Annotated in this window: 21 protein-coding genes; 6 read left to right on the top strand and 15 right to left on the bottom strand. The window is 68.8% G+C overall.

Going from position 1 to position 21,608, the window contains the following annotated elements; translation table 11 throughout:
* From EOW65_RS07615 to EOW65_RS07585, 7 genes are all read right to left on the bottom strand, one after another.
* The coding region (locus EOW65_RS07615; RefSeq protein ID WP_164880023.1) for an electron transfer flavoprotein subunit beta/FixA family protein at positions 1 to 370 on the bottom strand (370 nt) is incomplete at its 3' end.
* 11 nt (positions 371 to 381) lie between these two features.
* Entirely contained in the window at positions 382 to 1,584 is a 1,203-nt protein-coding gene (gene pcaF / locus EOW65_RS07610) for a 3-oxoadipyl-CoA thiolase (protein WP_128148364.1), read from the bottom strand.
* Positions 1,581 to 3,641, bottom strand: coding sequence for a 3-hydroxyacyl-CoA dehydrogenase NAD-binding domain-containing protein (locus EOW65_RS07605; RefSeq protein WP_128148363.1), 2,061 nt, complete (start codon positions 3,639 to 3,641; stop codon positions 1,581 to 1,583). The genes pcaF and EOW65_RS07605 overlap by 4 nt, the downstream gene beginning before the upstream one ends.
* 48 nt (positions 3,642 to 3,689) lie before the next feature.
* Complete coding sequence (locus EOW65_RS07600; protein WP_128148362.1) at positions 3,690 to 5,354, bottom strand: cyclohexanecarboxylate-CoA ligase; 1,665 nt, start codon at positions 5,352 to 5,354, stop codon at positions 3,690 to 3,692.
* Between the two features lie 26 nt (positions 5,355 to 5,380).
* On the bottom strand, positions 5,381 to 6,541 hold the full coding sequence (gene aliB / locus EOW65_RS07595; RefSeq protein ID WP_128148361.1) for a cyclohexanecarboxyl-CoA dehydrogenase: 1,161 nt from the start codon (positions 6,539 to 6,541) through the stop codon (positions 5,381 to 5,383).
* Between the two features lie 87 nt (positions 6,542 to 6,628).
* Positions 6,629 to 7,411, bottom strand: coding sequence for a 2-ketocyclohexanecarboxyl-CoA hydrolase (gene badI / locus EOW65_RS07590; protein ID WP_128148360.1), 783 nt, complete (start codon positions 7,409 to 7,411; stop codon positions 6,629 to 6,631).
* 9 nt (positions 7,412 to 7,420) lie between these two features.
* Complete coding sequence (locus EOW65_RS07585; protein ID WP_206364031.1) at positions 7,421 to 8,191, bottom strand: SDR family NAD(P)-dependent oxidoreductase; 771 nt, start codon at positions 8,189 to 8,191, stop codon at positions 7,421 to 7,423.
* A 294-nt stretch (positions 8,192 to 8,485) separates the two neighbouring features.
* Here EOW65_RS07585 and EOW65_RS07580 point away from each other — a divergent pair, with 294 nt between their 5' ends.
* A complete protein-coding gene (locus EOW65_RS07580) occupies positions 8,486 to 8,911 on the top strand; it encodes a MarR family winged helix-turn-helix transcriptional regulator (protein WP_240664568.1) in 426 nt (141 codons plus the stop codon).
* Between the two features lie 18 nt (positions 8,912 to 8,929).
* Here EOW65_RS07580 and EOW65_RS07575 read toward each other — a convergent pair whose 3' ends face one another.
* Positions 8,930 to 10,096 carry an acyl-CoA dehydrogenase family protein gene (locus EOW65_RS07575; protein WP_128148358.1) on the bottom strand — a complete coding sequence of 389 codons (1,167 nt, stop codon included), beginning with the start codon at positions 10,094 to 10,096 and terminating at the stop codon, positions 8,930 to 8,932.
* A gap of 163 nt (positions 10,097 to 10,259) precedes the next feature.
* Here EOW65_RS07575 and EOW65_RS07570 point away from each other — a divergent pair, with 163 nt between their 5' ends.
* The 3 genes from EOW65_RS07570 to EOW65_RS07560 all read left to right on the top strand — a co-directional run bounded on the left by EOW65_RS07570 (position 10,260) and on the right by EOW65_RS07560 (position 12,718).
* Positions 10,260 to 11,282 (top strand): zinc-binding dehydrogenase, encoded by a 1,023-nt coding sequence (locus EOW65_RS07570; RefSeq protein ID WP_128148357.1) that lies wholly within the window; start codon positions 10,260 to 10,262, stop codon positions 11,280 to 11,282.
* Between the two features lie 7 nt (positions 11,283 to 11,289).
* The gene (locus tag EOW65_RS07565; RefSeq protein ID WP_128148356.1) at positions 11,290 to 12,066 is read left to right on the top strand and encodes an enoyl-CoA hydratase-related protein; all 777 of its coding nucleotides are present in this window, start codon (positions 11,290 to 11,292) and stop codon (positions 12,064 to 12,066) included.
* 91 nt (positions 12,067 to 12,157) lie between these two features.
* Entirely contained in the window at positions 12,158 to 12,718 is a 561-nt protein-coding gene (locus EOW65_RS07560; protein WP_128148355.1) for a carboxymuconolactone decarboxylase family protein, read from the top strand.
* On the opposite strand, the gene EOW65_RS07555 is transcribed toward EOW65_RS07560, so the two are convergent.
* The 7 genes from EOW65_RS07555 to EOW65_RS07525 all read right to left on the bottom strand — a co-directional run bounded on the left by EOW65_RS07555 (position 12,715) and on the right by EOW65_RS07525 (position 19,781).
* The gene (locus EOW65_RS07555) at positions 12,715 to 13,503 is read right to left on the bottom strand and encodes a DNA-binding transcriptional regulator (protein WP_128148354.1); all 789 of its coding nucleotides are present in this window, start codon (positions 13,501 to 13,503) and stop codon (positions 12,715 to 12,717) included. The genes EOW65_RS07560 and EOW65_RS07555 overlap by 4 nt on opposite strands.
* A gap of 38 nt (positions 13,504 to 13,541) precedes the next feature.
* Positions 13,542 to 14,384, bottom strand: a complete 843-nt coding sequence (locus EOW65_RS07550) for a fumarylacetoacetate hydrolase family protein (protein ID WP_128148353.1) — start codon at positions 14,382 to 14,384, stop codon at positions 13,542 to 13,544.
* 3 nt (positions 14,385 to 14,387) lie between these two features.
* The gene (gene mhpA, locus EOW65_RS07545; protein WP_128148352.1) at positions 14,388 to 15,881 is read right to left on the bottom strand and encodes a bifunctional 3-(3-hydroxy-phenyl)propionate/3-hydroxycinnamic acid hydroxylase MhpA; all 1,494 of its coding nucleotides are present in this window, start codon (positions 15,879 to 15,881) and stop codon (positions 14,388 to 14,390) included.
* Complete coding sequence (locus EOW65_RS07540; protein WP_128148351.1) at positions 15,881 to 16,867, bottom strand: VOC family protein; 987 nt, start codon at positions 16,865 to 16,867, stop codon at positions 15,881 to 15,883. Before EOW65_RS07540 ends, mhpA begins: the two co-directional genes overlap by 1 nt.
* A gap of 106 nt (positions 16,868 to 16,973) precedes the next feature.
* On the bottom strand, positions 16,974 to 17,972 hold the full coding sequence (locus EOW65_RS07535; RefSeq protein ID WP_121534967.1) for a TRAP transporter substrate-binding protein: 999 nt from the start codon (positions 17,970 to 17,972) through the stop codon (positions 16,974 to 16,976).
* Positions 17,973 to 18,000: 28 nt separating this feature from the next.
* Entirely contained in the window at positions 18,001 to 19,302 is a 1,302-nt protein-coding gene (locus tag EOW65_RS07530) for a TRAP transporter large permease (protein ID WP_128148350.1), read from the bottom strand.
* Complete coding sequence (locus tag EOW65_RS07525) at positions 19,299 to 19,781, bottom strand: TRAP transporter small permease (RefSeq protein WP_128148349.1); 483 nt, start codon at positions 19,779 to 19,781, stop codon at positions 19,299 to 19,301. The genes EOW65_RS07530 and EOW65_RS07525 overlap by 4 nt, the downstream gene beginning before the upstream one ends.
* Before the next feature lie 424 nt (positions 19,782 to 20,205).
* Between EOW65_RS07525 and EOW65_RS07520 the strand changes: the two genes are divergently transcribed.
* On the top strand, positions 20,206 to 20,940 hold the full coding sequence (locus tag EOW65_RS07520; RefSeq protein ID WP_128148348.1) for a 3-oxoacid CoA-transferase subunit A: 735 nt from the start codon (positions 20,206 to 20,208) through the stop codon (positions 20,938 to 20,940).
* Positions 20,937 to 21,608, top strand: coding sequence for a 3-oxoacid CoA-transferase subunit B (locus tag EOW65_RS07515; RefSeq protein ID WP_128148347.1), 672 nt, complete (start codon positions 20,937 to 20,939; stop codon positions 21,606 to 21,608). Before EOW65_RS07520 ends, EOW65_RS07515 begins: the two co-directional genes overlap by 4 nt.

The following is a 21,608-nucleotide window of genomic DNA, read 5'->3' as shown; positions in this document are numbered from 1 at the left end:
TCGCCTGCTTGCCGGCGATGATCAGGCCGGGCTGTTCGTCCGCCGCGATCTTGGCGAGGATCTTCGCCACCGCCAGCGGCTCGATGTCGCTGTGCACGTCCTCGGCGGCCACCACCAGGATCGCGCGGTCGGCGCCCATGGCGAGCGCCGTGCGCAGGGTTTCCTGAGCCTGCTTCACGCCCACCGAGACCACCACGATTTCCGAGGCGACGCCCTTTTCCTTCAGGCGGATCGCTTCCTCGACCGCGATCTCGTCGAAGGGGTTCATCGACATCTTCACGTTCGCAAGATCGACCCCCGTGCCATCGGGACGCACCCGCACCTTGACGTTGTAATCAATCACCCGCTTGACCGGGACGAGAACCTTCATCTCTCTCTCCTTCAGACACGTTCCAGAAGCAGCGCGGCGCCCTGGCCGACGCCGACGCACATCGTGGCCAGACCGTAGCGGCCGCCCCCCCGCGCAAGCTCGAGCGCCACCGACCCTGCGATGCGCGTCCCCGACATGCCGAGCGGATGGCCAAGCGCGATCGCGCCGCCATTCGGGTTCACCCGCGGATCGCCATCGGCAAGGCCGAGGCCGCGGGTGACGGCAAGCGCCTGCGCCGCAAAAGCCTCGTTCAGCTCGATCACGTCGAGCGCGTCAAGCCCGATCCCGGCGTTGGCCAGAAGCTTGCGCACCGCGGGCACCGGGCCATAGCCCATCACCCGCGGCGCGACACCGGCCGCGGCGGCGCCGACCACCCGCGCGATCGGGGTCAGGCCATGGCGTTTGGCGGCCGCGGCCGAGGCCACGATCAGCGCCGCGGCGCCATCGTTCACGCCGCTGGCATTGCCGGCCGTGACCGAGCCATCGGGCCGGGTGATCGGCCTGAGTTTTGCCAGATCCTCGAGCGTGGTGGCGCGCGGGTGTTCGTCCTGCACCACCTCGACCGCCTTGCCACGGCCGAGGACCACGGTGACCGGCACGATCTCGGCCGCAAGGCGCCCGTTTGCCTGTGCCGCGGCCGTCAGCACCTGCGAGCGCAGCGCGAAGGCATCCTGATCGGCGCGCGAGATGCCGTGTTCATCGGCAAGGTTCTGCGCGGTTTCCGGCATCGAGTCGGTGCCGTAAGCCGCCTGCATCTTCGGGTTCACGAAGCGCCAGCCGATCGTGGTGTCATGCACCTCCGCCGCCCGCCCCCAGGGGGTAGAGGATTTCGGCATCACGAAGGGGGCGCGCGTCATGCTTTCGACGCCCGCCGCGATCGCCAGCTCCATGTCCCCCGCCTGCACCGCGCGCGCCGCCGCCGCCACCGCCTCGAGCCCCGAGCCGCAGAGCCGGTTCACCGTGACGCCCGGCACCGTCTCGGGCAGGCCCGCCAGCAGAAGCGCCATGCGCGCCACGTTGCGGTTGTCCTCGCCCGCCTGATTGGCGCAGCCCATCCAGACCTCCTCGACCGCGGCCGGATCGAGCCCCGGATTGCGGGCGAGCAGCGTGGCAAGCGGGATCGCCGCCAGATCGTCGGTGCGCAGGGGCGCGAGCGCCCCGCCGTAGCGGCCGATCGGCGTGCGGATGTAGTCGCAGATGAAGGCGTCGGTCATGGTTTCCTCGCAAGGTCGGAGAGGCTGCGCCCGGTCTCTGTGGCGCGGCGCAGGATGTCGGGCAGCGCCCAGGAAAGCGGATCCGCGGCAGCGAAAGCCTCGATCCGGGCGCAGATCTCGGGCAGGCCCAGCCGTTCGGCATAGTGCATCGGACCGCCACGCCAGCGCGGGAAGCCATAGCCATGCACCAGCACGAGATCGATGTCGGAGGGGCTTTCGGCGATGCTCTCCTCGAGGAGACGCGCGCCCTCCTCGATCATCACGGTGGTGGCGCGCGAGACGATCTCGGTGTCGGTGAAGGGGCGACGGGTGATCCCCGCGCGCGAGCTTTCCGAGGTGACGATCTGGTTGATGGCGGCGGAGGGCACGGGCTTGGCCCCGTCGTAATCATACCAGCCGGCACCCGTCTTGCGGCCCAGCCGGCCGGTCTCCTCGACGATGCGGTCGGCGATGGGGATGTAGCGGATGCCGGGTTTCGTCTTCCATCCCATGCGTTTGCGGTTCGCATGGGCGATGTCGAGGCCAGAGAGATCCTGCACCTCATAGGGCCCCATCGCCATGCCGAAGCCGCGCAGCGCGGCATCGATCTGTGCGGGCAGCGCGCCCTCGATCAGCATCACGTCGCAGATCTGGCGGTAACGGGTGAGGATGCGGTTGCCGATGAAGCCGTCGCAGACCCCCGCCGGCACCGCGATTTTCCTGAGCCGCGCGGTGAGCCGCAGCACGGTGGCGAGCGTCTCGGGCGTGGTCGTGGCGGTGCGGATCACCTCGACCAGCTTCATCACATGGGCGGGCGAGAAGAAATGCAGCCCGAGGAAGCGGCCCGGGTTGCGCAGCCCCTCGGCGATGCGGTCGGGGTTCAGGTAGGAGGTGTTCGTCGCCAGGATCGTCGTTTCCGGCAGCGCGGCATCAAGCGCGGCGAAGACCTGTTTCTTCACCGCAAGATCTTCGAACACCGCCTCGATCGCGATCTGGGCGGGGGGCAGGTCGGCATAGCCCACGTGATAGGAGTGGCGCGCGGCCTGGGCGGCCTCGGCCGCCTCGGGGGAGGATTTGCCGCGCGCCACGGCCTCGGCGTAGAGCGTGGCGACATTCGCCCGCGCCCGTTCCGCCCCGGCCGCATCGGTTTCCACGAGCGCGACCGAGACGCCGACGCCCGCGAGCGCATAGGCGATCGCCGCGCCCATCGTGCCGCCGCCGACGACGGCGGCGGTGTCGATCGCCGCGCCGCCCGCGCGGCCGCGGGCAAGCGCCGCGCGCTCGGCAAAGAAGACATGGCGCAGTGCCGCGGCCTGATCGGAGGTCTTCAGGCTCAGGAAGGTCTCGCGCTCGCACGTCAGCCCCTCGGCGAGCGGAAGCGTGGCCGAGGCGGCGACGAGGTCGATCGCAAGGCCGGGCGCCACCTGCCCTTTCGCGCGTTTCGCCGCCTGCGCCCGCGCGGCCTCGACCGCCGCCGGATCCGGGGCGGGCGCGGGCAGCGCATCGGGCGCGGCGCGTGCGGGCAGCGCGAGGGCTTCTGCCGCGGTGACCGGGTCGTCCGCCAGCGCATCGACAAGGCCGAGGTTCAGCGCCTCGGCGGCGCCGATCACCCGGCCCTCGGAAATCAGCGACAGCGCCGGGGCAAGGCCCACAAGCCGCGGCAGGCGCTGCGTGCCGCCCGCGCCCGGCACCACACCGAGCGTCACCTCGGGCAGGCCGAGCGTCGCCCCGGGAACCGCCACGCGGGCGGCACAGGCCAGCGCGAGTTCGAGCCCGCCGCCCAGCGCCGCGCCATTGATCGCGGCGATCACCGGCACCGGAAAGGCGGCGATCCGCGCCACCAGATCGGGCAGATGCGGCGCGACCGGGGCCGCGTCGAATTCCTTCGCATCGGCGCCGGCGACAAAGGCACGCCCGGCGCCCGTGAGCACCACGCGGGAAACCCCCGCCGCCAGCGCCGCATCAAGTGCCGCGCTCAGCCCGGCGCGCACCGGCTGCGCGGTGACATTGACGGGTGGGTTGTCGATGGTGATGCGCGCAATGCCGCGCTGCGCGGTGAAGCGCACCGGATCGGTCATGGGAACCTCTCGGACAGTCTGGGATTTGGGGGGCGCGAGGCCCCCCGCTCAGGTCAGGGCCGCGCGGCTTGCCTCGTATTCGGCCTTCAGCGCATTGCGCAGCGCGAATTTCTGGATCTTGCCCGAGGCGGTCGCGGGCAGCTTCTCGCGAACCTCAAGCCGCTCGGGGAAGTATTGCTTCGCCAGATGCTGCCCCTCGAGGAAGGCGATCATGCCGGCGAAATCAAGGCTGTGCCCCGGTTTCGGCACGATGAAGGCGCAGGCGCGCTCGCCCAGACGTTCGTCGGGATAGGCGACGATGGCGACCTGATGCACGGCGGGGTGCTTGTAGAGCAGCGCCTCGACCTCGACGACCGGGATATTCTCGGCGCCGCGGATGATGACGTCCTTCGAGCGGCCGCAGATCCGGATATAGCCCTCGGCATCCATCCGCGCGATGTCGCCGGTGTCGAACCAGCCGGCCTCGTCCGTCGCATTCCACTGCGGCCGCTTCAGATAGCCCACGAAGTTCGAGCAGCCGCGGACGTAAAGCTCGCCCTCGTGGCCCACGGGCACCGGCGCCCCCTCCGCGCCGCGGATCTGGATCTCCATCCCCGGCAGCACGAAACCGTCGGTATGCACCGAGCGCTCGTCGGGGTCGGTGGGCGCCACCACGGTGACCGCGCCGTTCTCGGTCATCCCCCAGGCGGAGATCACCTTGGCGCCGAGGATCGCATGGGCGCGCTCGACCAGCGGCCCGGGGATCGCGGTGCCGGCGCACAGGAAGATGCGCAGGCTCGACATGTCGGCGCCGCCTGCCTCGACCGCGGTCGCAAGATCCATCAGGAAGGGCGTCGAGGCCATGGTGAAGGTGACGCCCTCGGACGCGATCAGCCGCGCGCCGAGATCCTTGTCCCAGCTGTCCATCAGCACCATCCGCGCGCCGAGCATCACCGGCAGCAGGAAGCCATACATGAAGCCGGTCTGGTGCGCCATCGGCGAGGCCATCAGGATCCGGTCCTGCGCGCCCAGCCCCAGCCGCGCCGCATAGGCGACAAGGTTCGAATACATCGTGTTCGCCGTGTGCATCACGCCCTTCGGCTCGCCCGTCGTGCCCGAGGTGTAGATCAGCTGGCACACGTCATTCGCATCGCCACGCATCTCGGCCGAACGCGCGCGCAGCGCGTCATCGACCACAAGCGCCGGGTCGAGCAGAGCCGCCTCGAAGCTGTTCGGCCCCTCGCCCCCCGCGACGATCAGGTGCTCGAGCCCGGGCAGGTCGGGGCGCATGCCCTCGGCCATCGCCTCGTGGTCGAAATGGCGGAAGATCTTCGGCACGACGAAGGCCTTCGCCTCGCCATGGCGCAGCATGAACAGCAGCTCGTGCTCGCGGAAGATCGGCATCACCGGGTTGAACACGATGCCGAGCTTGCGGCAGGCGATGTAGAGGACGATGAACTCCCACGAGTTCGACAGCTGGCAGGCCAGCACGTCGTCCTTGCCCAGCCCCAGCCGGTCGAGCCCCGCCGCCGCGCGCCACGACAGCGCGTCAAGCTCGGCCCAGGTGAAGTCGCGCCGCCCGCCCTCGGTCACGGTGATCGCTGTCAGCGCGCGGGCGTCGGGCTGTGCCGCAAGGCAGGCCTCGAAATAGTCGAGAAGCGTCTTGCCGGGCCAGAAGCCCGCCGTCTCCATCGCCTCGCGTCTCGGTTCGATCAGAATCGCGTCGAATTTCATCGTGTCTTCCTCCCCAAAGACCCGGCTCAGCCCGCCACCGCGGTCCGGCCCGCCCGCTCGCGGGCGATGATGTTCTTCATGATATGCGCGGTGCCGTCGCCGATCTGCAGGCCCAGCACGTCGCGCAGCCGCTGCTCGAAGGGCAGCTCGTCCGAATAGGCGGCATGGCCGTGGATCAGAAGGCAGGCATGGATCGCCTCATAGGCCAGCAGCGGCGGCCACCATTTCGCCATCGCCGCCTCGGCCACATGCGGCCGGCCGGTGTCCTTGAGCCAGAGCGCATTGAGGCACATCAGCCGCGCCGCCTCGACCTTGGTATCGAAATCGGCGAGCTGGTGGGTGATGCCCTGGAACGCGGCAAGCGGCTTGCCGAAGGCGTGGCGCTCGCCGATATAGGCCCAGGCCTCGTCCAGCGATTGCCGCGCCGTGCCGAGGCATTGCAACCCGATGAGCGAGCGCGAGAAATCGAAGCCCTGCATCACCTGGACAAAGCCCTTGCCCTCCTCGCCCAGCAGGTTCGCCGCCGGCACGCGCACATTGTCGAAGAAGATCGAGCCGCGGCCGATCGCGTGCTGGCCGAGGTCGGAGAACCGCGTGGTCGAGATCCCGGGCGTGTCCATCGGCACGAAGATCGCCGAGATGCCGCGGGCGCGGTCCTCGGGCCGGCCGGTGCGGGCAAAGACCACCGCGCCCTTCGCCTGATCGGCCGCCGAGATCGAGGTCTTCTCGCCATTCAGCACATAATGGTCACCCACCCGCTCCATCTTCAGGCCGAGGTTCGCCGCATCGGAACCACCGCGCGGCTCGGTCAGCGCGATCGCCACCATCAGCTCGCCCGCGGTCAGCTTCGGCAGCCAGTCGCGCCTGATCTCGTCATTGCCGAAACGCGCGAGAATCTGGCCGTTCAGCGAGGCGAGGATGTTGATGTAGCCCATGTTGAAATCGGCGCGGGCGATTTCCTCGATGATGACACCCGAATAGATCGAGCCGGCGCCAAGCCCGCCCAGCTCCTCGGGCAGTTCCGGGGCGATCAGGCCAAGGCTGCCCATCTCGCGCAGGATGTCGGGGCCGAAGGCGCCGGCCTTTTCGCGCGCCTTGTAGCCGGGGGCGAGTTTCTCGCTGGCGAACTTGCGCGCCATCTCCCGCAGCGCGGTCAGTTCCTCGGTGTCGAAGATCGTGGGGTACATCGCTTTCCTCCTCAAGCATGGGACGGGTCCGGCCCCCTCAGACCGGACCCGCCGGCCCGCGCCCTCCCCCGAGGGCGCGGCGCGTCGTCACTTGCCGAACTTGCGGAAGTCGGGCTTGCGCTTCTCGCGGAAGGCGACGCCGCCTTCCTTGCTCTCGTCGGTATCGTAATAGAGGCTGAGCGCGCGCATCCCCAAGGCCGAGATCCCGCGGATGTTCTCGCTGTCGGCGTTGAAGCTGACCTTGGCGAGCGCCAGCGCGGTCGGCGAGCGGTCCATCAGCTCGGCCACCCAGCGGTCGACCTCGGCGTCAAGCGCCTCATGCGGCACGACGGCATTCGCGAGCCCCCAGGCCAGCGCCTCGGCGGCAGTGTAGCGCTTGTTCAGATACCAGATCTCGCGCGCCCGCTTCTCGCCGACGACACGGGAGAGATATGCGGTGCCGAAGCCCGGATCGACCGAGCCGACCTTGGGCCCGACCTGACCGAACTGCGCCTTTTCCGACGCGATCGTCAGGTCGCAGATCGTTGCAAGAACATTGCCGCCGCCGATGGCGAAACCGTTCACCCGCGCGATCACCGGCTTCGGCACGTCGCGGATCAGCGATTGCAGCTCGTCGATCGGCAGGCCGATCACGCCGCGCCCGTCATACTGCCCGTCATGCGCCGACTGGTCGCCGCCGGTGCAGAAGGCCTTGTCGCCCGCGCCGGTCAGCACGATCACGCCCACCTTGCGATCCCAGCCCGCGGTCTGGAAGGCGTGGATCAGCTCGTCGACGGTCTGGCCGCGGAAGGCGTTGTATTTGTCGGCGCGGTTGATGGTGATCCAGGCGGCGCCGCCGCGGATTTCATAGAGGATATCTTCGTAGGTCATCGGTCGTCCTCAGCCGTGCATGGTCAGACCGCCAGACACCGAGATGGTCTGGCCGGTGATGAAAGCGGCGTCGTCGCTCGCCAGGAACAGGATCGCGCCGGGCAGATCCTCGGGCTTGCCAAGCCGCCCCATCGGCACCGCCTTGGCGAAGGCCACGCGCAGCTTTTCCTTGTCGCCCGCCGCTTCCATGAAATTCTCGAGCATGCCGGTCTCGGTCACGCCCGGGCAGACGGTGTTGAAGGTGATGCCGTGGCGCGAATGTTCACGCGCGAGCGTCTTCATCAGCGCGATGACGCCGGCCTTGCAGGCGGAATAGACGCTCTCGCCCGAGGAGCCGCCGCGGCCCGCGTCGGAACCGATCGAGACGACCTTGCCGCCCGCCTTGCGCTCGACCATCGACAGCAGCACGGGCTTGGTGATGTTCAGCACCGCGCGCAGGTTGATGTCGATGATCTTCGACCAGTAGTCGGGTTCCGACTTCAGGAAGGGCACGAAGAGATCCCAGCCTGCATTGTTCACCAGCACGTCGATCGGGCCGAACTCGGCCTCGACGCGCGCGACGGCGGCGCAGGTCGCCGCGTAATCGGTCAGGTCGACGACCATCGCGGTGGCCGTGCCCCCCTGCGCGGTGATCGCCTCGACGACCGCCGCCGCGGCCGCGGCGCTGATATCGGCGACGATGACGCGGCTGCCCTCTTCCGCGAAGCGCCGGCAGGTCGCCGAGCCGATGCCGCCGCCCCCACCCGTTACGACAACAACTTTCCCTTTCAGACCACGCAAGATGTTCTCCTTCCCGTGTACCAGGCCATGCGGACCCGATGCCGGAACCGGGTTCCCCCGAGATTTCCACGCCGAATCGCCTTTCCGAATGCCGGATGGCCTCCCTGCCCCAAACATGCGCGGCCCGGCAATTTATGTCAATATATTTACTTTCTTTGCGTGCAACGCCATCGCTTGACCGCGCTGCGGACTGCGGCCATTCTGGCGGACATGATGCAAAACGGCGAAAAAACCAAAGATCAGGCCCCGCGGCTGAGCAACCGGCTCTTCTTCCGGCTCTACCAATGCGCCAACATGTTGCACAAAACCGGCACACGGGCGCTTGATGCGCATCACATCACCACGCAGCAATGGGCGGTGCTGGGCGCGCTGACGCGACCCGCCTTCGAGCCGGGCGTGGCGGTGGGCGACCTCGCCGCCTTCCTGCTGGTCAGCCGGCAGAACCTGACCGGCGTGCTGACCCGGCTCGAGGCGATGGATTACATTGAGCGCACCGTCGACGAGAACGACAACCGCTCGCGGCTGATCCGGCTGACGACGAAGGGCCGCAGCCTCTGGGACGAGGACATGCGGCCGGTGATCTCTGATTTCTATGACGATGCGCTGCGCGGGTTCTCGACCGAGGACCGGATCCACATGATCCATTACCTCGACAAGATGCTGCGCAATTTCAAGGACATCGACCCCGAAATTCAGACAGACAAGAAGGCCGCCGAGTAACCGGCGGCCTTTGGCGTCTCACAGCCCCGCGGCCGCGCGCGCGTCAGACACCAGCGCCCTCGCGATGACGATCTGCTGGATCTGCGTCGTGCCCTCGTAGATCCGGAACAGCCGCGCATCGCGGTAAAGCTGTTCGGCGCGGTATTCGCGGATATAGCCGTTGCCGCCATGCACCTGCACGTTGCGGTCGGCGATCCGTCCCACCGCCTCGGAGGCAAACATCTTCGCGCAGGAGGCCTCGACCGAGACATTGAGCCCCGCATCGCGCTTGCGCGCCGCGTCGATCACCATGCAGCGCGCCGCATAGGCATCGGCCCTGCTGTCGGCGAACATCGCCTGGATCAGCTGGAAATCCGCAAGGGTCTTGCCGAATTGCCGACGCCCGACGGCATAGGCCAGCATGTCGTCGAGGATCCGCTCCGACAGGCCGACGCAGGCCGCCGCGATGTGCAGCCGCCCCTTGTCGAGCACCTTCATCGCGGTCTTGAACCCCTGCCCCTCGACCCCGCCGATCAGCGCCGAGACGGGCACCCGGCAGTCCTCGAAGATCACGTCGCAGACATGCGCGCCCTGCTGGCCCATCTTCTTCTCGGGCTTGCCAAGGGCAAGGCCGGGCGTGCCGCGCTCGACCGCGAAGGCGGAGACGCCCGAGGCGCCCTTCTGCGCCGGATCGGTGCGCGCCATCACGGTGAACAGCCCCGCATGCGGCGCATTGGTGATGAAGCGCTTGGTGCCGTTGAGGACGTAGACATCCCCCTCGCGCCGCGCCGTGGTGCGCACCGAGCCCGCGTCCGAGCCGACCTCGGGCTCGGTCAGCGCGAAGGAGCCGATCAGCTCTCCGCTGGCCAGCCGTGGCAGGTATTTCGCCTTCTGCTCGGGCGTGCCGTCGATCGCGATGCCCTGCATGCCGATGCCCACGTTCGTCGCGAACATCGAGCGGAAGGCGGGCGCGGCGCGGCCCAGCTCGAAGATCGCGTTCACCTCCTCCTCCATCGTCAGGCCGAGCCCGCCGAAGTCTTCCGGGGCGGTCAGGCCGAACAGGCCGAGTTCGCGCATCTGCGCGACGATGCGCCCGGGGATCGCCTCGGTCTCGGCCACCTCGGCCTCGGCCGGGATCAGCTCTTCGTCGACGAAGCGGCGCAGGGTGGCACAGAGCTGCGCGAGCGTATCGGAATCCAGCGCCATTTCATCCTCCCATTTATGGCAATATATTTACGTATAATGACGAAGGGCGCACCGCGCAAGATGAAACAATCGGCACATATCTGAGCAACATGGAGATCATGCGAGACACCCCTTGTCGATGAATGACAATGTCTTTACATTTGTCCGCAGGGAGGACCGACGCATGAAGGCAATCGTTCTGAGCGAACGCGGGCGCGCCGGAGTCGCGCTGCGCGAAATGCCCCGGCCGGACTGTCCGCCGGGGTCGGTGCGGGTGCGGATGGTCGCGGCCTCGGTCAACCGGGTCGACCTCTACATGCGCGACAGCGGCGCGGGCATCACCCACAGCCTGCCGCAGATCATGGGCGTCGACGGCGCGGGCACGGTGATCGAGGCGCCGGGCTGCCCGGGCCTTGCACCGGGCGATCCGGTGGTGCTCTACCCGGCCGAGTTCTGCGGCACCTGCCGCGCCTGCCTCGCGGGCAACCAGCCGCTGTGCCACACCATCCGCATCCTCGGCGAGCATCGCGACGGCACCTTCGCCGAGGAGGTGGTGGTGCCGGCGGCTTCCGTCGTCCGCCTTGCCCCCGGCGCCGATCTCGAGGCCGCGGCGATGCTGGGCGTGGCGGGTCTCACCGCCTGGCGCATGGTCTTCGGCAAGGTGGCGGCGGGGCCGGGTCAGGTGGTGCTGGTGCAGGGCGCGGGCGGCGGCGTCGCGCAGGTGGCGGCCGAGCTGGCCCGGATGGCCGGGGCGCGGGTGATCGTGACCACCACCGGCGAGGGGAAATGCGGCCATTTCCGCGCCCGCGGCCTCGAGGTGATCGACTACCGCGCCGAGGATATCGCGAAGACCGTGCTGCGCCTCACCGATGGCGAGGGCGCGGATCTGGTGATCGACACCGTCGGCGAGAAGACCTGGGGCGCCAGCCTGCGCAGCCTCACCCGCGGCGGCGCGCTTGTCACCTGCGGCGCGACGACCGGGGCGCATCCGTCCGCCGACATCCAGCGCCTCTTCGTGCGCCAGCTCTCGGTCCATGGCTCGACCATGGGCTCGATGGAGGAGTTCCGCCGCCTGATCCGCTGCTGGGAAAGCGGCGCGATCCCCCCGCTGATCGACAGCACCTTCCCGCTGGCCGAGGTGCCCGCCGCCTTCGAGCGCCTCGAACACCCTGCCCGCATGGGCAAGATCCTGATCCGCATCGCCTGAGGTATCCATGGCTTACGACACCATCCTCGTCACCACCGACGGCGCCGTCGGTCTCATCACCCTGAACCGGCCCGAGGCGCTCAATGCGCTGAACAGCACGATCACCGCCGAGATCTCGGCCGCCGCCGCCGCCTTCGACGCCGATCCCGCGATCGGCGCGGTGGTGCTCACCGGCTCGGACCGCGCCTTCGCCGCCGGCGCCGACATCAAGGAGCTGAAGGACAAGACCTTCGCCGAGGTGTTCGAAGAGAACCTCATCACCGCCACCTGGGAAGGAATCTCGCGGCTGCGCAAGCCGGTGATCGCGGCGGTCTCGGGCCATGCGATCGGCGGAGGCTGCGAACTCGCGCTGATGTGCGACATCATCATCGCCTCGGAAACCGCCCGCTTCGCCCTGCCCGAGACCGCGATCGGCGTGATCCCGGGGGCGGGCGGCACGCAGCGACTGACGCGGATCGTCGGCAAGGCGGTGGCGATGGACATGATCCTGAGCGGCCGGGCGCTGAGCGCGGCCGAGGCGCTGGCGCATGGGCTGGTGAGCCGCGTCGTGCCCGCGGGCACCCAGGTGAGCGAGGCGATGGCGCTTGCCGCAAGCCTCGCCGCGCGCTCGCGCCCCGTTCTCGCCCTCGCCAAGGAGGCGGTGAACAAGGCCTATGACACGCATCTGCAGGAAGGCATCTACGTCGAGCGGCGGCTGCTCTATGCCACCTTCGCGCTCGAGGACCGGCGCGAAGGGATGACCGCCTTCGCCGAAAAGCGTCCTCCCGTGTTCCGCAACCGCTGAGCGGCGCCCGGCAGGCGGACGCCCCGCCGCCGCCGCTTGACGGATGGCGGCGGCGGCGCTTCCCTGCACGGACACCAGCGAAAGGCCCGCCATGTCCCCCTGCCCGCCCATTCCCGACGAAACCTGGCCCGCCGAGATCGAGGATCTGCGCGCGGGCTTTGCCGGGCGGCTGAACGTCTATCGGGTGATGGCGCATCACCCGGCGCTCACTCGGGCCTGGGCGCCGCTGCGCGCCCATGTCGTCACCGACAGCGCGCTTGGCCCCGACCGCTCCGAGGTGGTGATCCTGCGCTGCGCGGTGCGGATGGGGGCGGAGTACGAATGGGCGCATCACGTCACCCGCGCCCGCGCGCTTGGCTTTTCCGACGCGAGGATCGCGGCGATCGGTGCAGTTTCCGAAGGCGCAGGCGCCGAGGGCGAGGACGGGCTGATCGCCGCCGCGGTCGATGCGCTCTTCGACGCGCGCCGCCTGCCCGCCCCGCTCGAGGCCCGGCTCGCCGCGGCGATCGGGCAGAAGGCGGTGCTCGACCTGATCGCCACGGTCGGCTTCTATTCCGTGCTCGGCTATCTGCTGATGACCTACGAGACGCCCGTCGACGCCGATGTCGCCGCCGCGATGGCGCGCGCGCCGCTGCCGCTGCCCCGGCCCTAGGCGGAAAGCCCCGCCGCGATCTTGCCGGCAAGCTCGACCAGCGGCGCGCCATAGGTGTCGAGCACCTTGCGCGTGCTCATCGCGGTGCGGATCCAGATCATCGAGACGCAGCCCGCCACCGCCCCCTCGATCAGCACCGGCGCGGCGATCGAGGCGGTCTGGGCGCGAAACTCGCCCGCGTCGCGCAACGCAAACCCGGCGGCGCGGGTCTCGCCCATCATCCGCTCGAGCCGATGAGGTTCGAGAAACAGCATGTCCGCCGGGTCGCCCAGACGGCGCAGGTGGTCAAGGATCAGCTCCCGCTCCTCGGCGCCGCAAAAGCTGAGATAGGCGCGCCCGGCCGAGGTGCGCAGCATCGGCAGCCGATAGCCGATCATCGCGCGGTCGATCGACAGCGGCGAGCGGCCATGCGTCGTCTCCTGGATCACCATCGCGGCGTTGTCGTAGACGGAGAGATCGAGCGGCCAGACCAGCCGCGCGCCGTAATCGGCGAAAAGCGGTCCGGCGATCTGGCACAGATCCGAGGTCAGCGCCCCGGCATCGCCAAGTGAGGCCGCAAGCCGCGTCACCCGCACCCGGTTCGAACTGGCGGAAAAGGCGACATAGCCCGCCTCCTCGAGCGTCTCGAGCAGACGATAGACCGTCGGCCGCGGCAGGCCAAGCGCCGCGGCGATCTCGCCGGGACGGCAGGCACCCTCGGCATTCACATGGCGCAAGATCGCAAGCCCGCGGGTCAGGGACCGCACGGACTCGCTTTTCTTCGGGGGGGGCTCAGGCGTCGTCATCGGCGCAGAGTGGCATGGCGCGCGCGGCCCGGGAAGGCTCAGACTTCGTTCGCGACCGGGTTCGACAGCGTGCCGATGCCCGAGATCTCGACCTCGCAGACATCGCCGTCGCGCATCCACAAGGGCGGATTGCGCCGCGCGCCGACCCCGCCCGGCGTGCCCGAGACGATCACGTCGCCCGGCAGCAGCGGCAGGATCGTCGAGCAATAGGCGATCAGCCGCGGGATCGAGGTGATGAGCAGCGACACGTCGGTGTCCTGCACCACCTGCCCGTTCAGCCGGGTCTGCAGGTGCAGAGCCGCGGGATCCGGGATCTCGTCCGCGGTCACCATCCAGGGCCCGAAGGCACCGGTGCCGGCAAAGGTCTTGCCCGGCATGAACTGATGCGTGTGCTTTTGCCAGTCGCGCACCGAAGCGTCATTGTAGCAGGCATAGCCCGCGACATGATCGAGCGCCTCGGCCTCGGGGATGCGGCGGCCTGCCTTGCCGATGATGACCGCAAGTTCGCCCTCATAGTCGAACTGGTCGCTTTCGAGCGGCTTCACCAGCGCCGCGCCATGGCCGATCTGGCTGCCGGCATAGCGCGCGAAGAGCACCGGGTTCGGCGTCTCCTCGCGGCCGGTTTCCTGGATGTGGTCGTGATAGTTCAGCCCGACGCAGATGATCTTGTCGGGGTTCGGGATCACCGGGTCATGGGTGACGGCGTCGAAGGCATAGTCGGCGGGCTCCGAGGCCAGCGCCGCGGCCGCGGCCAGATCGCCCGTGGCGAGGAAGTCGCGCAGCGTCGGCGCGGCGAAGCGGCGGCCAAGATCGACGATGCCGGTCTCGGTGACAAGGCCATAGCTCGCGCGGCCGTCTTTGGTGAAGGAACAAAGTTTCATGGGTCAGACCATCTCCGGTTCGGGAAGGGGGATCGGGTTCGGCAGGATCGCGGCGATCAGTGCCGCAAGCGCCTCGGGGGTATCGGCGCCGCCAAGCGTGTGACGGTCGGGGCGCAGCACGGTGGCACGGGCGCCAAGCCGCGCCAGGTGTTCGGCGGCATTGCTGGTCTCGGTCGTGACCAGGCCGACGCCGGGCGGCAGGGCAAGGCCGCGGGCCAGATCGGCCTCGGCCACCACCACCCATTGATGGCGGAAGGCCTCGTCCATCCGCCGCCCGTCGGCAAGCCGCGGCTGACCGAAGAGCCGCCCGGCCTTCGGCCCGATGCCAAGTCCCGGACCGATCGGCGGCGCGATGCTTTCCATCCGCGCCGAGCCGTCGGCCGAGGGCAGCGCAGCACGCAGCGCCGCCTCGGTGCCCGCGGTGTTGATGAGGCCGCCAAGCCGCACCGCGGTCTGGATATATTCCCGGGCATTGGGCTTGCGCTCGCTTTCGTAGCTGTCGAGAAGCGCCTCGGCCGCCGCCCCCGTCACCTTGCCCTGACACAGAAGCGCGAGCTTCCAGTAGAGGTTCGCGACATCGCGGGTGCCCGCGCACATCCCCTGCCCCATGAAGGGCGGGGTCTGGTGGCAGGCATCGCCCGCCAGCAACAACCGCCCCTTGCGCCAGTCCTCGGCGACGAGCGAGTGGAAGACATAGACCGCGGTGCGCTCAAGCACTGCCTCGTCGGGGCCGAGCCAGTCGGAGAGCAGCTCCCACACCCGCTCGGGGCGGGCGATCTCGGCGCTGTCCTCGCCCGGCTTCACGGTGATCTCCCACCGCCGCCTCATCCCCGGACAACGCACATAGGTCGCCGGCCGGTCGGGCACGCAATACTGGATCGAGTGGTCGCCCAGCTCGGGCTTGTCGGCGTTCAGGATCACATCGACGACAAGCCAGCGTTCGTGGAAACCGTAATCCTCCATCCCGCTTTCGATGTAGCGGCGCACGAGCGAACGCGCCCCGTCACAGCCGACGACATATTTCGCCGCGACATGTTCGACCTTGCCGCGCGACATGTCCTCGAAGCGGATCTCGACACGTTCGCCCTGATCCTCGACGAAGAAGGCCTCGCAGCGGGTGCGGACGGTGACGCCCGGACGCGCCGCCATGTCCTCGCGCAGGATCTTTTCCAGATCGGGCTGGTGGAAGCGGTAATTCGCGCGCCAGCCCTGCGGCCCCTCGCCCTGCGGCCGCGGCCAGTCGAGCAGCAGATCGCCCTCGGCCGAGACGAAGCGCATGCCCGGATGCAGCGCCGTGAGCGGCTCGATCTTCTCGGCGATGCCGATCCACTGGAACACCCGCATCACCTCGGCATCGAAATGCACCGCGCGCGGCAGATGATAGGCGGCGTTTTCGCGTTCGAGCACCAGAACGCTCAGCCCGCATTGCGCCAGAAGATGGGCGAGTGTGGCGCCCGCCGGCCCGTAGCCGATGATGGCGACGTCATACTCCTGCATCAGCCCCTCCCGTGCTTGGCAAGTTCGCCGTAAAGCCAGGGGCAATCGGCCACCGGCGGCGAGCGGCGCCCGTTCTGTGCCGCCGCGAGCCGCATCTCGCGCAGCGCGATCCGGGCCGGGTCGTTCTCCTCCAGATAGAGCCGGTCATGGCCCCAGAAGCTCGGCCCGACGGTGGTCTCGTGCGGCTCCCAGCTTGCCTGGTCGATCAGCCGCCCGCCCCAGCCGTTCTCGACGAAGAAGCCAGAGGGCGAATTGGCGTAATAGCTGGTCATGTAATCGTTGGTGTGGCGCCCGAGGGTATAGGCGACGCGCCCCTCCTGCTGCTGGGCAAGGTCATAGCCCTGGCCGAGATCGTCGAGGTTGCAGAACTCGACCATGAAATGGTGGAAGCCCTCGCGCCCCGAGCCGACCATGGCGAAGGAATGGTGCCGGTCGTTGAGGTGGAAGAAATAGAGCCCATAGGGCACCCGCCCGAAATCCGAGACGCGGAAGTCGAGAAGGTCGCGGTAGAAGGGCATCATCACCTCGATGTCCTTCACATGCAGCACCGCGTGCCCCATGCCGAGCGGGCCGGTCATGAAGCCGTCGATCGGCCGGCCCGGCACGAAGGGATCGGCGGCGATCATCGGCGCGTGAAAGAGCTCGACGCGGTTGCCCATCGGGTCCTCGAACCAGATCAGGTCGCCCACGAGGCGGCGGTCGGCAAGCGCGCCGGTGCCCCAGTGCACCGCGGTGCCGGCGGCATCGAGCCGCGCGGCATAGGTCTCGAGATCGGCGCGATGCGCCACCTCGAAGCCGAGGAAAGCCAGCGTCTCGCCCGGCTCGTCCGAGACGAGCAGGCGCTGCGCCTTGTCGTCCATGCGGAAGGCAAGCGCCTTGCCGCCGCGGTCGATCTTCTGCATCCCCAAGAGCTTGCCGGCGAAATCGCTCCACGCGTCAAGCTTGTCGGAGCGCACGCCAAGATAGCCCAGTGCAATGATTGCCATGGTCACCTCCATCATCGGTCGGGGTTTCCCCCGGTCTGGGCGGCGCGCCGCGCGCGCCCGGGAAAGGGCCCCGGCCCGTCCGGCAGGCGGACGGACCGGGCCCGGCTCATTCGCCCGCGATCGCCTGCGCGCGGGTCAGCACCGCCTCGGCAGCGGTCTTGTCGGTCTGCTCGGCCAGCCATTGCGCCGGCGCCCCGGCGAGCGCCGCGTCCCATTCGGCCTGCGTCGCGGCATCGAGATCGGTGAAGGTCACCTTGCCATCGGCGCGGAAGGCCGCCTCGATCTCGGCATCGGTGCCGTCGACCACGCCCGCGATCCACTCCGCCGCGGCGCGCCCCGACATCGCGTCGATCACCGCCCGGTCGGCCTCGGGCAGGCTCGCATAGGTCGCCTTGTTCATCAGGATCGCCATCGGCGAGGCGGTGAAGCGGGTGTCGGTGACATAGGGCGCCACCTCGTTCAGCCGGAAGGTGCGATAGGCGTCCATCACCCAGACCGCGCCCTTCACCACGCCGCGTTCGAGGTTCTCATAGACCTGCGGCGCGGGCACCGAGACGCCCGAGGCGCCGACGAGATCGAAGAGGGTCGAGCCGAATTTCGACGGCGTGCGCAGCTTCAGCCCCTTCAGGTCGGACGGATGCAGCGCCGGCGCCCCGGTCATGAAAACCCGGTAGCCGGGCGTGGTGAACAGCGCGATCACCTTGTAATCGGCGTATTCCTTGCCCAGAAGCCCCTCGTCCGCGAGGGTGTCGAGGATCTTCGCCCCGCCCGACGCGCTTTGCACGAGGCCCGGCAGCTCGACCACGCTGCTCATCGGGAACAGTCCCGGGGTATAGGTCGGCACCACCAGCGCGACATCGGCGACGCCCGCCTTCACCAGCTCGGCCTGCGCCGGCGCCGCGCCCAGCATCGCGCCCGGGTAAAGCTTGAAGGCATTGCCCTTCGAGAGCTGCGGATTGACCCGGTCGATCCAGGCCTGCAGGACCTTCGCCGAATAGAAGCCCTGCGGCGGCTCATGGCTCGACACCCGCATCTCGCGCGCCTCGGCCATCGGTGCGGCCAGCACCAGCGCCAGCGCCGCAGTCTTCAGGAACGTGTTGAACATGGAAATCCCTCCCTTGGATGTCCGGATGTCAGATTGCTGCATGGGGAAGCCAGGTCACGATCGCGGGCACGGCGATGACGATCGCCACGCGCAGCAGATCGGCCAGCACGAAGGGGGTGACGCCGCGCCACAGGTCCATCATGCTCAGCTCGGGGTTCGTCGTCTTCAGCACGAAGAGGTTCATCCCCACCGGCGGCGTGATCAGCCCCATCTCGACCACCATCACCGCGAAGATGCCGAACCAGATCAGATCAATCCCCGCCGCCTGCGCCACCGGCACGAAAAGCGGCACGGTCAGCAGCAGCATCGCCAGGCTGTCCATCAGCGTGCCGAGGCCGAGATAGATCGCCAGCATCAGCAAGATCACCAGCAGCGGATGGTCGAGCAGCCCCGAGAACAGCCCGGTGAGCGAGAACGGCAACCCCGAGAGCGCGAGGAAGAAGTTGAAGAGGTTCGCGCCGATCAGCACCAGATAGAGCGCGCCACAGGTCAGCGCGGTGTCCATCGCCGCGTCGAAGAAGCCGCGCGCGCTCAGCCGGCGCGACAGCACGCCATAGGCCAGCACCACCGCCGCGCCGATCGCCGCGGTCTCGTTCGCGGTGAAGAGACCGGAATAGAGGCCCCCCATGATCAGCCCGAAGATGCCGAGCGGCGGCACCAGCTCGCGCAGCGCCTCGCGCCGCTCGGCGCCGGTCGCGCGGTTCCGGCTGGGCGCCGAGGACAGGCCGAGCCAGATCGGCACCCAGATCGCGAGGCAATAGAGCGTGATCGCGATCACAATGGGGCCCGCCGTCGCCAGCAGCAGCGAGCGGATCGACTGCTCGGCGATGAAGGCATAGATCACCAGCACCGTCGAGGGCGGGATCAGGATGCCGAGCGTGCCGCCCGCGGCGATCGCGCCCGCCGAAAGCGAGGGCGAATAGCCCGCGCCGCGCATCTCGGGCAGCGCGATGCGGCCCATCGTGGCGGTGGTGGCCAAGGACGAGCCCGAGATCATCCCGAAGCCCGCCGAGGCGCCGATCGTGGCCAGCGCCAGCCCGCCGCGGCGATGCCCGATCAGCACCGACATCGAGCGGTAGAGCTTCGACGACAGCCCGCATTGCGCCGCCAGATTGCCCATCAGCACGAACAGCGGCAGCATCGTCAGCGTGTAATTCGTCAGGCTGTCCCAGACCGTGGTCGCTCCGATCGTCATCGCGCCCGAGACGCCGATGATCATCGCCGCGCCGCCAAGCCCGACAAGGCCAAGCGCGACCGCGACCGGCACCTCAAGGAAGATCATCACGATCGCGGCGAGAAACCCGAGCCCGCCCAGCACCAGCCCGCTCATTCCGCGGCCCCCCGGCGCCATTCCAGCCAGAGCCCGACGCAGGCGGCGAACAGCGCCGCCGCCAGCGTCACCGCGGCGACCGAGAGCATCGCCGGCATCGGCAGGCCGAGATCGGCCGAGGTCTCGGGCGAGCCGAGTTTCGACAGCGCATTGGCGCCGACGATCCACACCATCAGCCCGGCAAAGACCAGCGAGGCCACCGCGCCGAGCCGGCCGAGCGGGCGCAGGAACAGGGTCGGCATCAGCTCGGACAGCAGTTTCGCGGTGACGTGGCTGCGCAGCGCATAGCACACCGGCATCGACAGCAGCGCCCCGAAGCCGATCGAATAGGAGGTCAGCTCGATCGCGCCGCGGACATTGATGCCGCCCAGCTTGCGCAGGATCACATCGGCCACGGTGACCCCGGCACCAAGCAGGAAACAGCCTGCCGCCGCGCTAAGAAGCGCCACGGAAATCAATGGATTGGTCTTGCGCACCATGTGTCCCGCGCCCTCCCAAGCGCCGCGCCGCCGCACTGTCGCGGCGCGCTCGTCCCGATGTCTTTGCAGGTGGCCGTCGGTTCTCCCAAACCGCAAGCCATCACTCCCGCCCCCGGGATAGCGGAGGCATGGCGCGGAAACGAAGCCTGACGCCGGAAGTGTCCGCCTGACGGACACATCAGCGCGGCGCGCCGCAGCCCCGGCCGCTCCGGCGTCCCCGCCCCGCGGCACAGCCGAGTCGCAGCGGCCGCTCCGCGACCGCCGCGAGCACGCTCCGCCGTGCCTCCGCATGACGATGGCGCCAGTTTGTTCGCCATCCGCACGAAAATTTCCATAATCCAAACAAATATCGCAATGCGCACGATAGGGCTTCGCCGGGCGGCCGGTCCGCGCCTAGGGTCGCTCAATCCAATCGGAGGAGACCATGGACAAACGCATCGCGACACTGGCCGAGGCGGTGGCCGGCATCGAGGACGGGGCGGTGGTGATGATCGGCGGCTTCGGCGGCTCGGGCGCACCGATCGAGCTCATTCACGCGCTGATCGACCGCTTCATCGCCACGGGCAGCCCGAAGAACCTGACCGTCGTCAACAACAACGCCGGCAATGGCCATGTCGGGCTTGCGGCGCTGATCGAACAGGGGATGGTGGCGAAGCTGATCTGCTCCTTCCCGCGCTCGGCCGACCCGAAGGTGTTCACCGAGCTCTATCTGGCCGGCAAGATCGCGCTGGAACTGGTGCCGCAGGGCACGCTGGCCGAGCGCATCCGCGCCGGCGGCGCCGGCATCCCGGCCTTCTACACGCCGACGAGCTATGGCACCGATCTGGCGCAGGGCAAGCCGGTCGAGGAGTTCGACGGGCGGCCTTATGTGCGCGAACGCTGGCTCAAGGCCGATGTCGCGCTGATCAAGGCGGAGCTCGGCGATCACCATGGCAACCTGACCTTCCGGATGGCCGCGCGCAACTTCAACCCGCTGATGGCGATGGCCGCCGCGCGCACTATCGCGCAGGTCAGCCACGCCGTGGAGCCGGGCGGGATCGAGCCCGAGCAGGTGATCACCCCGGGCATCTTCGTGCAGGGCATCGTCGAGGTCCCCGCCCCCGCGCAGGAAGAGGCGCTGAACCGCGCCAATGCCCATTACCCGGAGGTGACGGCATGACCAGCAAGCTTTCGAACGCGCAGATCGCCTGGCGCGCGGCGCAGGACATCGCCGACGGCGCCTATGTCAACCTCGGCATCGGTTTCCCCGAGATGGTGGCGAAGTTCCAGCCGCCCGGCCGCGAGGCGGTGTTCCATACCGAGAACGGCGTGCTCGGCTTCGGCGAGGCGCCCGCCCCCGGCACCGAGGACTGGGATCTGATCAACGCCGGCAAGAAAGCGATCACGCTGAAGCCCGGTGCCGCCTTCTTCCACCATGCCGACAGTTTTGCCATGGTGCGCGGCGGCCATCTCGACGTGGCGATCCTCGGCGCCTATCAGGTGGCCGAGACCGGCGATCTGGCGAACTGGTCGACCGGGCCGAAGGGCGTGCCCGCCGTCGGCGGCGCGATGGACCTTGTCCATGGCGCCAAGCGCGTCGCCGTCATCACCGACCACGTCACCAAGGACGGCAAGCCGAAGCTGCTTCAGGCCTGCACCCTGCCGCTGACCGGGGTGGGCTGCGTCACCCGGGTCTACACCAGCCTTGCGGTGATCGACATCGAGGACGGCCATTTCGTGCTGCGCGAGAAGCTGCCCGCGCTTTCCTTCGATGACCTTCAGGCCGTCACCGGCGCCACGCTGCACCTTGACGGCGCGGTCGCCGACCTCATCACTCCGGAGCTCTGA

The sequence above is a fragment of the Paenirhodobacter ferrireducens genome (assembly GCF_004022265.1).
GTDB lineage: Bacteria > Pseudomonadota > Alphaproteobacteria > Rhodobacterales > Rhodobacteraceae > Rhodobacter > Rhodobacter ferrireducens.
This window is presented reverse-complemented; position numbering and strand designations above follow the sequence as displayed.

What these genes read in the sequence shown, in the direction of transcription:
- EOW65_RS07575 (WP_128148358.1), bottom strand. Translation starts at nt 10,096, where the DNA reads ATGGCGCTGGATTCCGATACGCTCGCGCAGCTCTGTGCCACCCTGCGC.
- pcaF (WP_128148364.1), bottom strand. Translation starts at nt 1,584, where the DNA reads ATGACCGACGCCTTCATCTGCGACTACATCCGCACGCCGATCGGCCGC.
- EOW65_RS07600 (WP_128148362.1), bottom strand. Translation starts at nt 5,354, where the DNA reads ATGAAATTCGACGCGATTCTGATCGAACCGAGACGCGAGGCGATGGAG.
- EOW65_RS07515 (WP_128148347.1), top strand. Translation starts at nt 20,937, where the DNA reads ATGACCAGCAAGCTTTCGAACGCGCAGATCGCCTGGCGCGCGGCGCAG.
- EOW65_RS07565 (WP_128148356.1), top strand. Translation starts at nt 11,290, where the DNA reads ATGGCTTACGACACCATCCTCGTCACCACCGACGGCGCCGTCGGTCTC.
- EOW65_RS07525 (WP_128148349.1), bottom strand. Translation starts at nt 19,781, where the DNA reads ATGGTGCGCAAGACCAATCCATTGATTTCCGTGGCGCTTCTTAGCGCG.
- mhpA (WP_128148352.1), bottom strand. Translation starts at nt 15,881, where the DNA reads ATGCAGGAGTATGACGTCGCCATCATCGGCTACGGGCCGGCGGGCGCC.
- badI (WP_128148360.1), bottom strand. Translation starts at nt 7,411, where the DNA reads ATGACCTACGAAGATATCCTCTATGAAATCCGCGGCGGCGCCGCCTGG.
- EOW65_RS07555 (WP_128148354.1), bottom strand. Translation starts at nt 13,503, where the DNA reads ATGACGACGCCTGAGCCCCCCCCGAAGAAAAGCGAGTCCGTGCGGTCC.
- EOW65_RS07560 (WP_128148355.1), top strand. Translation starts at nt 12,158, where the DNA reads ATGTCCCCCTGCCCGCCCATTCCCGACGAAACCTGGCCCGCCGAGATC.
- EOW65_RS07535 (WP_121534967.1), bottom strand. Translation starts at nt 17,972, where the DNA reads ATGTTCAACACGTTCCTGAAGACTGCGGCGCTGGCGCTGGTGCTGGCC.
- EOW65_RS07580 (WP_240664568.1), top strand. Translation starts at nt 8,486, where the DNA reads ATGTTGCACAAAACCGGCACACGGGCGCTTGATGCGCATCACATCACC.
- EOW65_RS07530 (WP_128148350.1), bottom strand. Translation starts at nt 19,302, where the DNA reads ATGAGCGGGCTGGTGCTGGGCGGGCTCGGGTTTCTCGCCGCGATCGTG.
- EOW65_RS07605 (WP_128148363.1), bottom strand. Translation starts at nt 3,641, where the DNA reads ATGACCGATCCGGTGCGCTTCACCGCGCAGCGCGGCATTGCGCGCATC.
- aliB (WP_128148361.1), bottom strand. Translation starts at nt 6,541, where the DNA reads ATGTACCCCACGATCTTCGACACCGAGGAACTGACCGCGCTGCGGGAG.
- EOW65_RS07520 (WP_128148348.1), top strand. Translation starts at nt 20,206, where the DNA reads ATGGACAAACGCATCGCGACACTGGCCGAGGCGGTGGCCGGCATCGAG.
- EOW65_RS07570 (WP_128148357.1), top strand. Translation starts at nt 10,260, where the DNA reads ATGAAGGCAATCGTTCTGAGCGAACGCGGGCGCGCCGGAGTCGCGCTG.
- EOW65_RS07540 (WP_128148351.1), bottom strand. Translation starts at nt 16,867, where the DNA reads ATGGCAATCATTGCACTGGGCTATCTTGGCGTGCGCTCCGACAAGCTT.
- EOW65_RS07550 (WP_128148353.1), bottom strand. Translation starts at nt 14,384, where the DNA reads ATGAAACTTTGTTCCTTCACCAAAGACGGCCGCGCGAGCTATGGCCTT.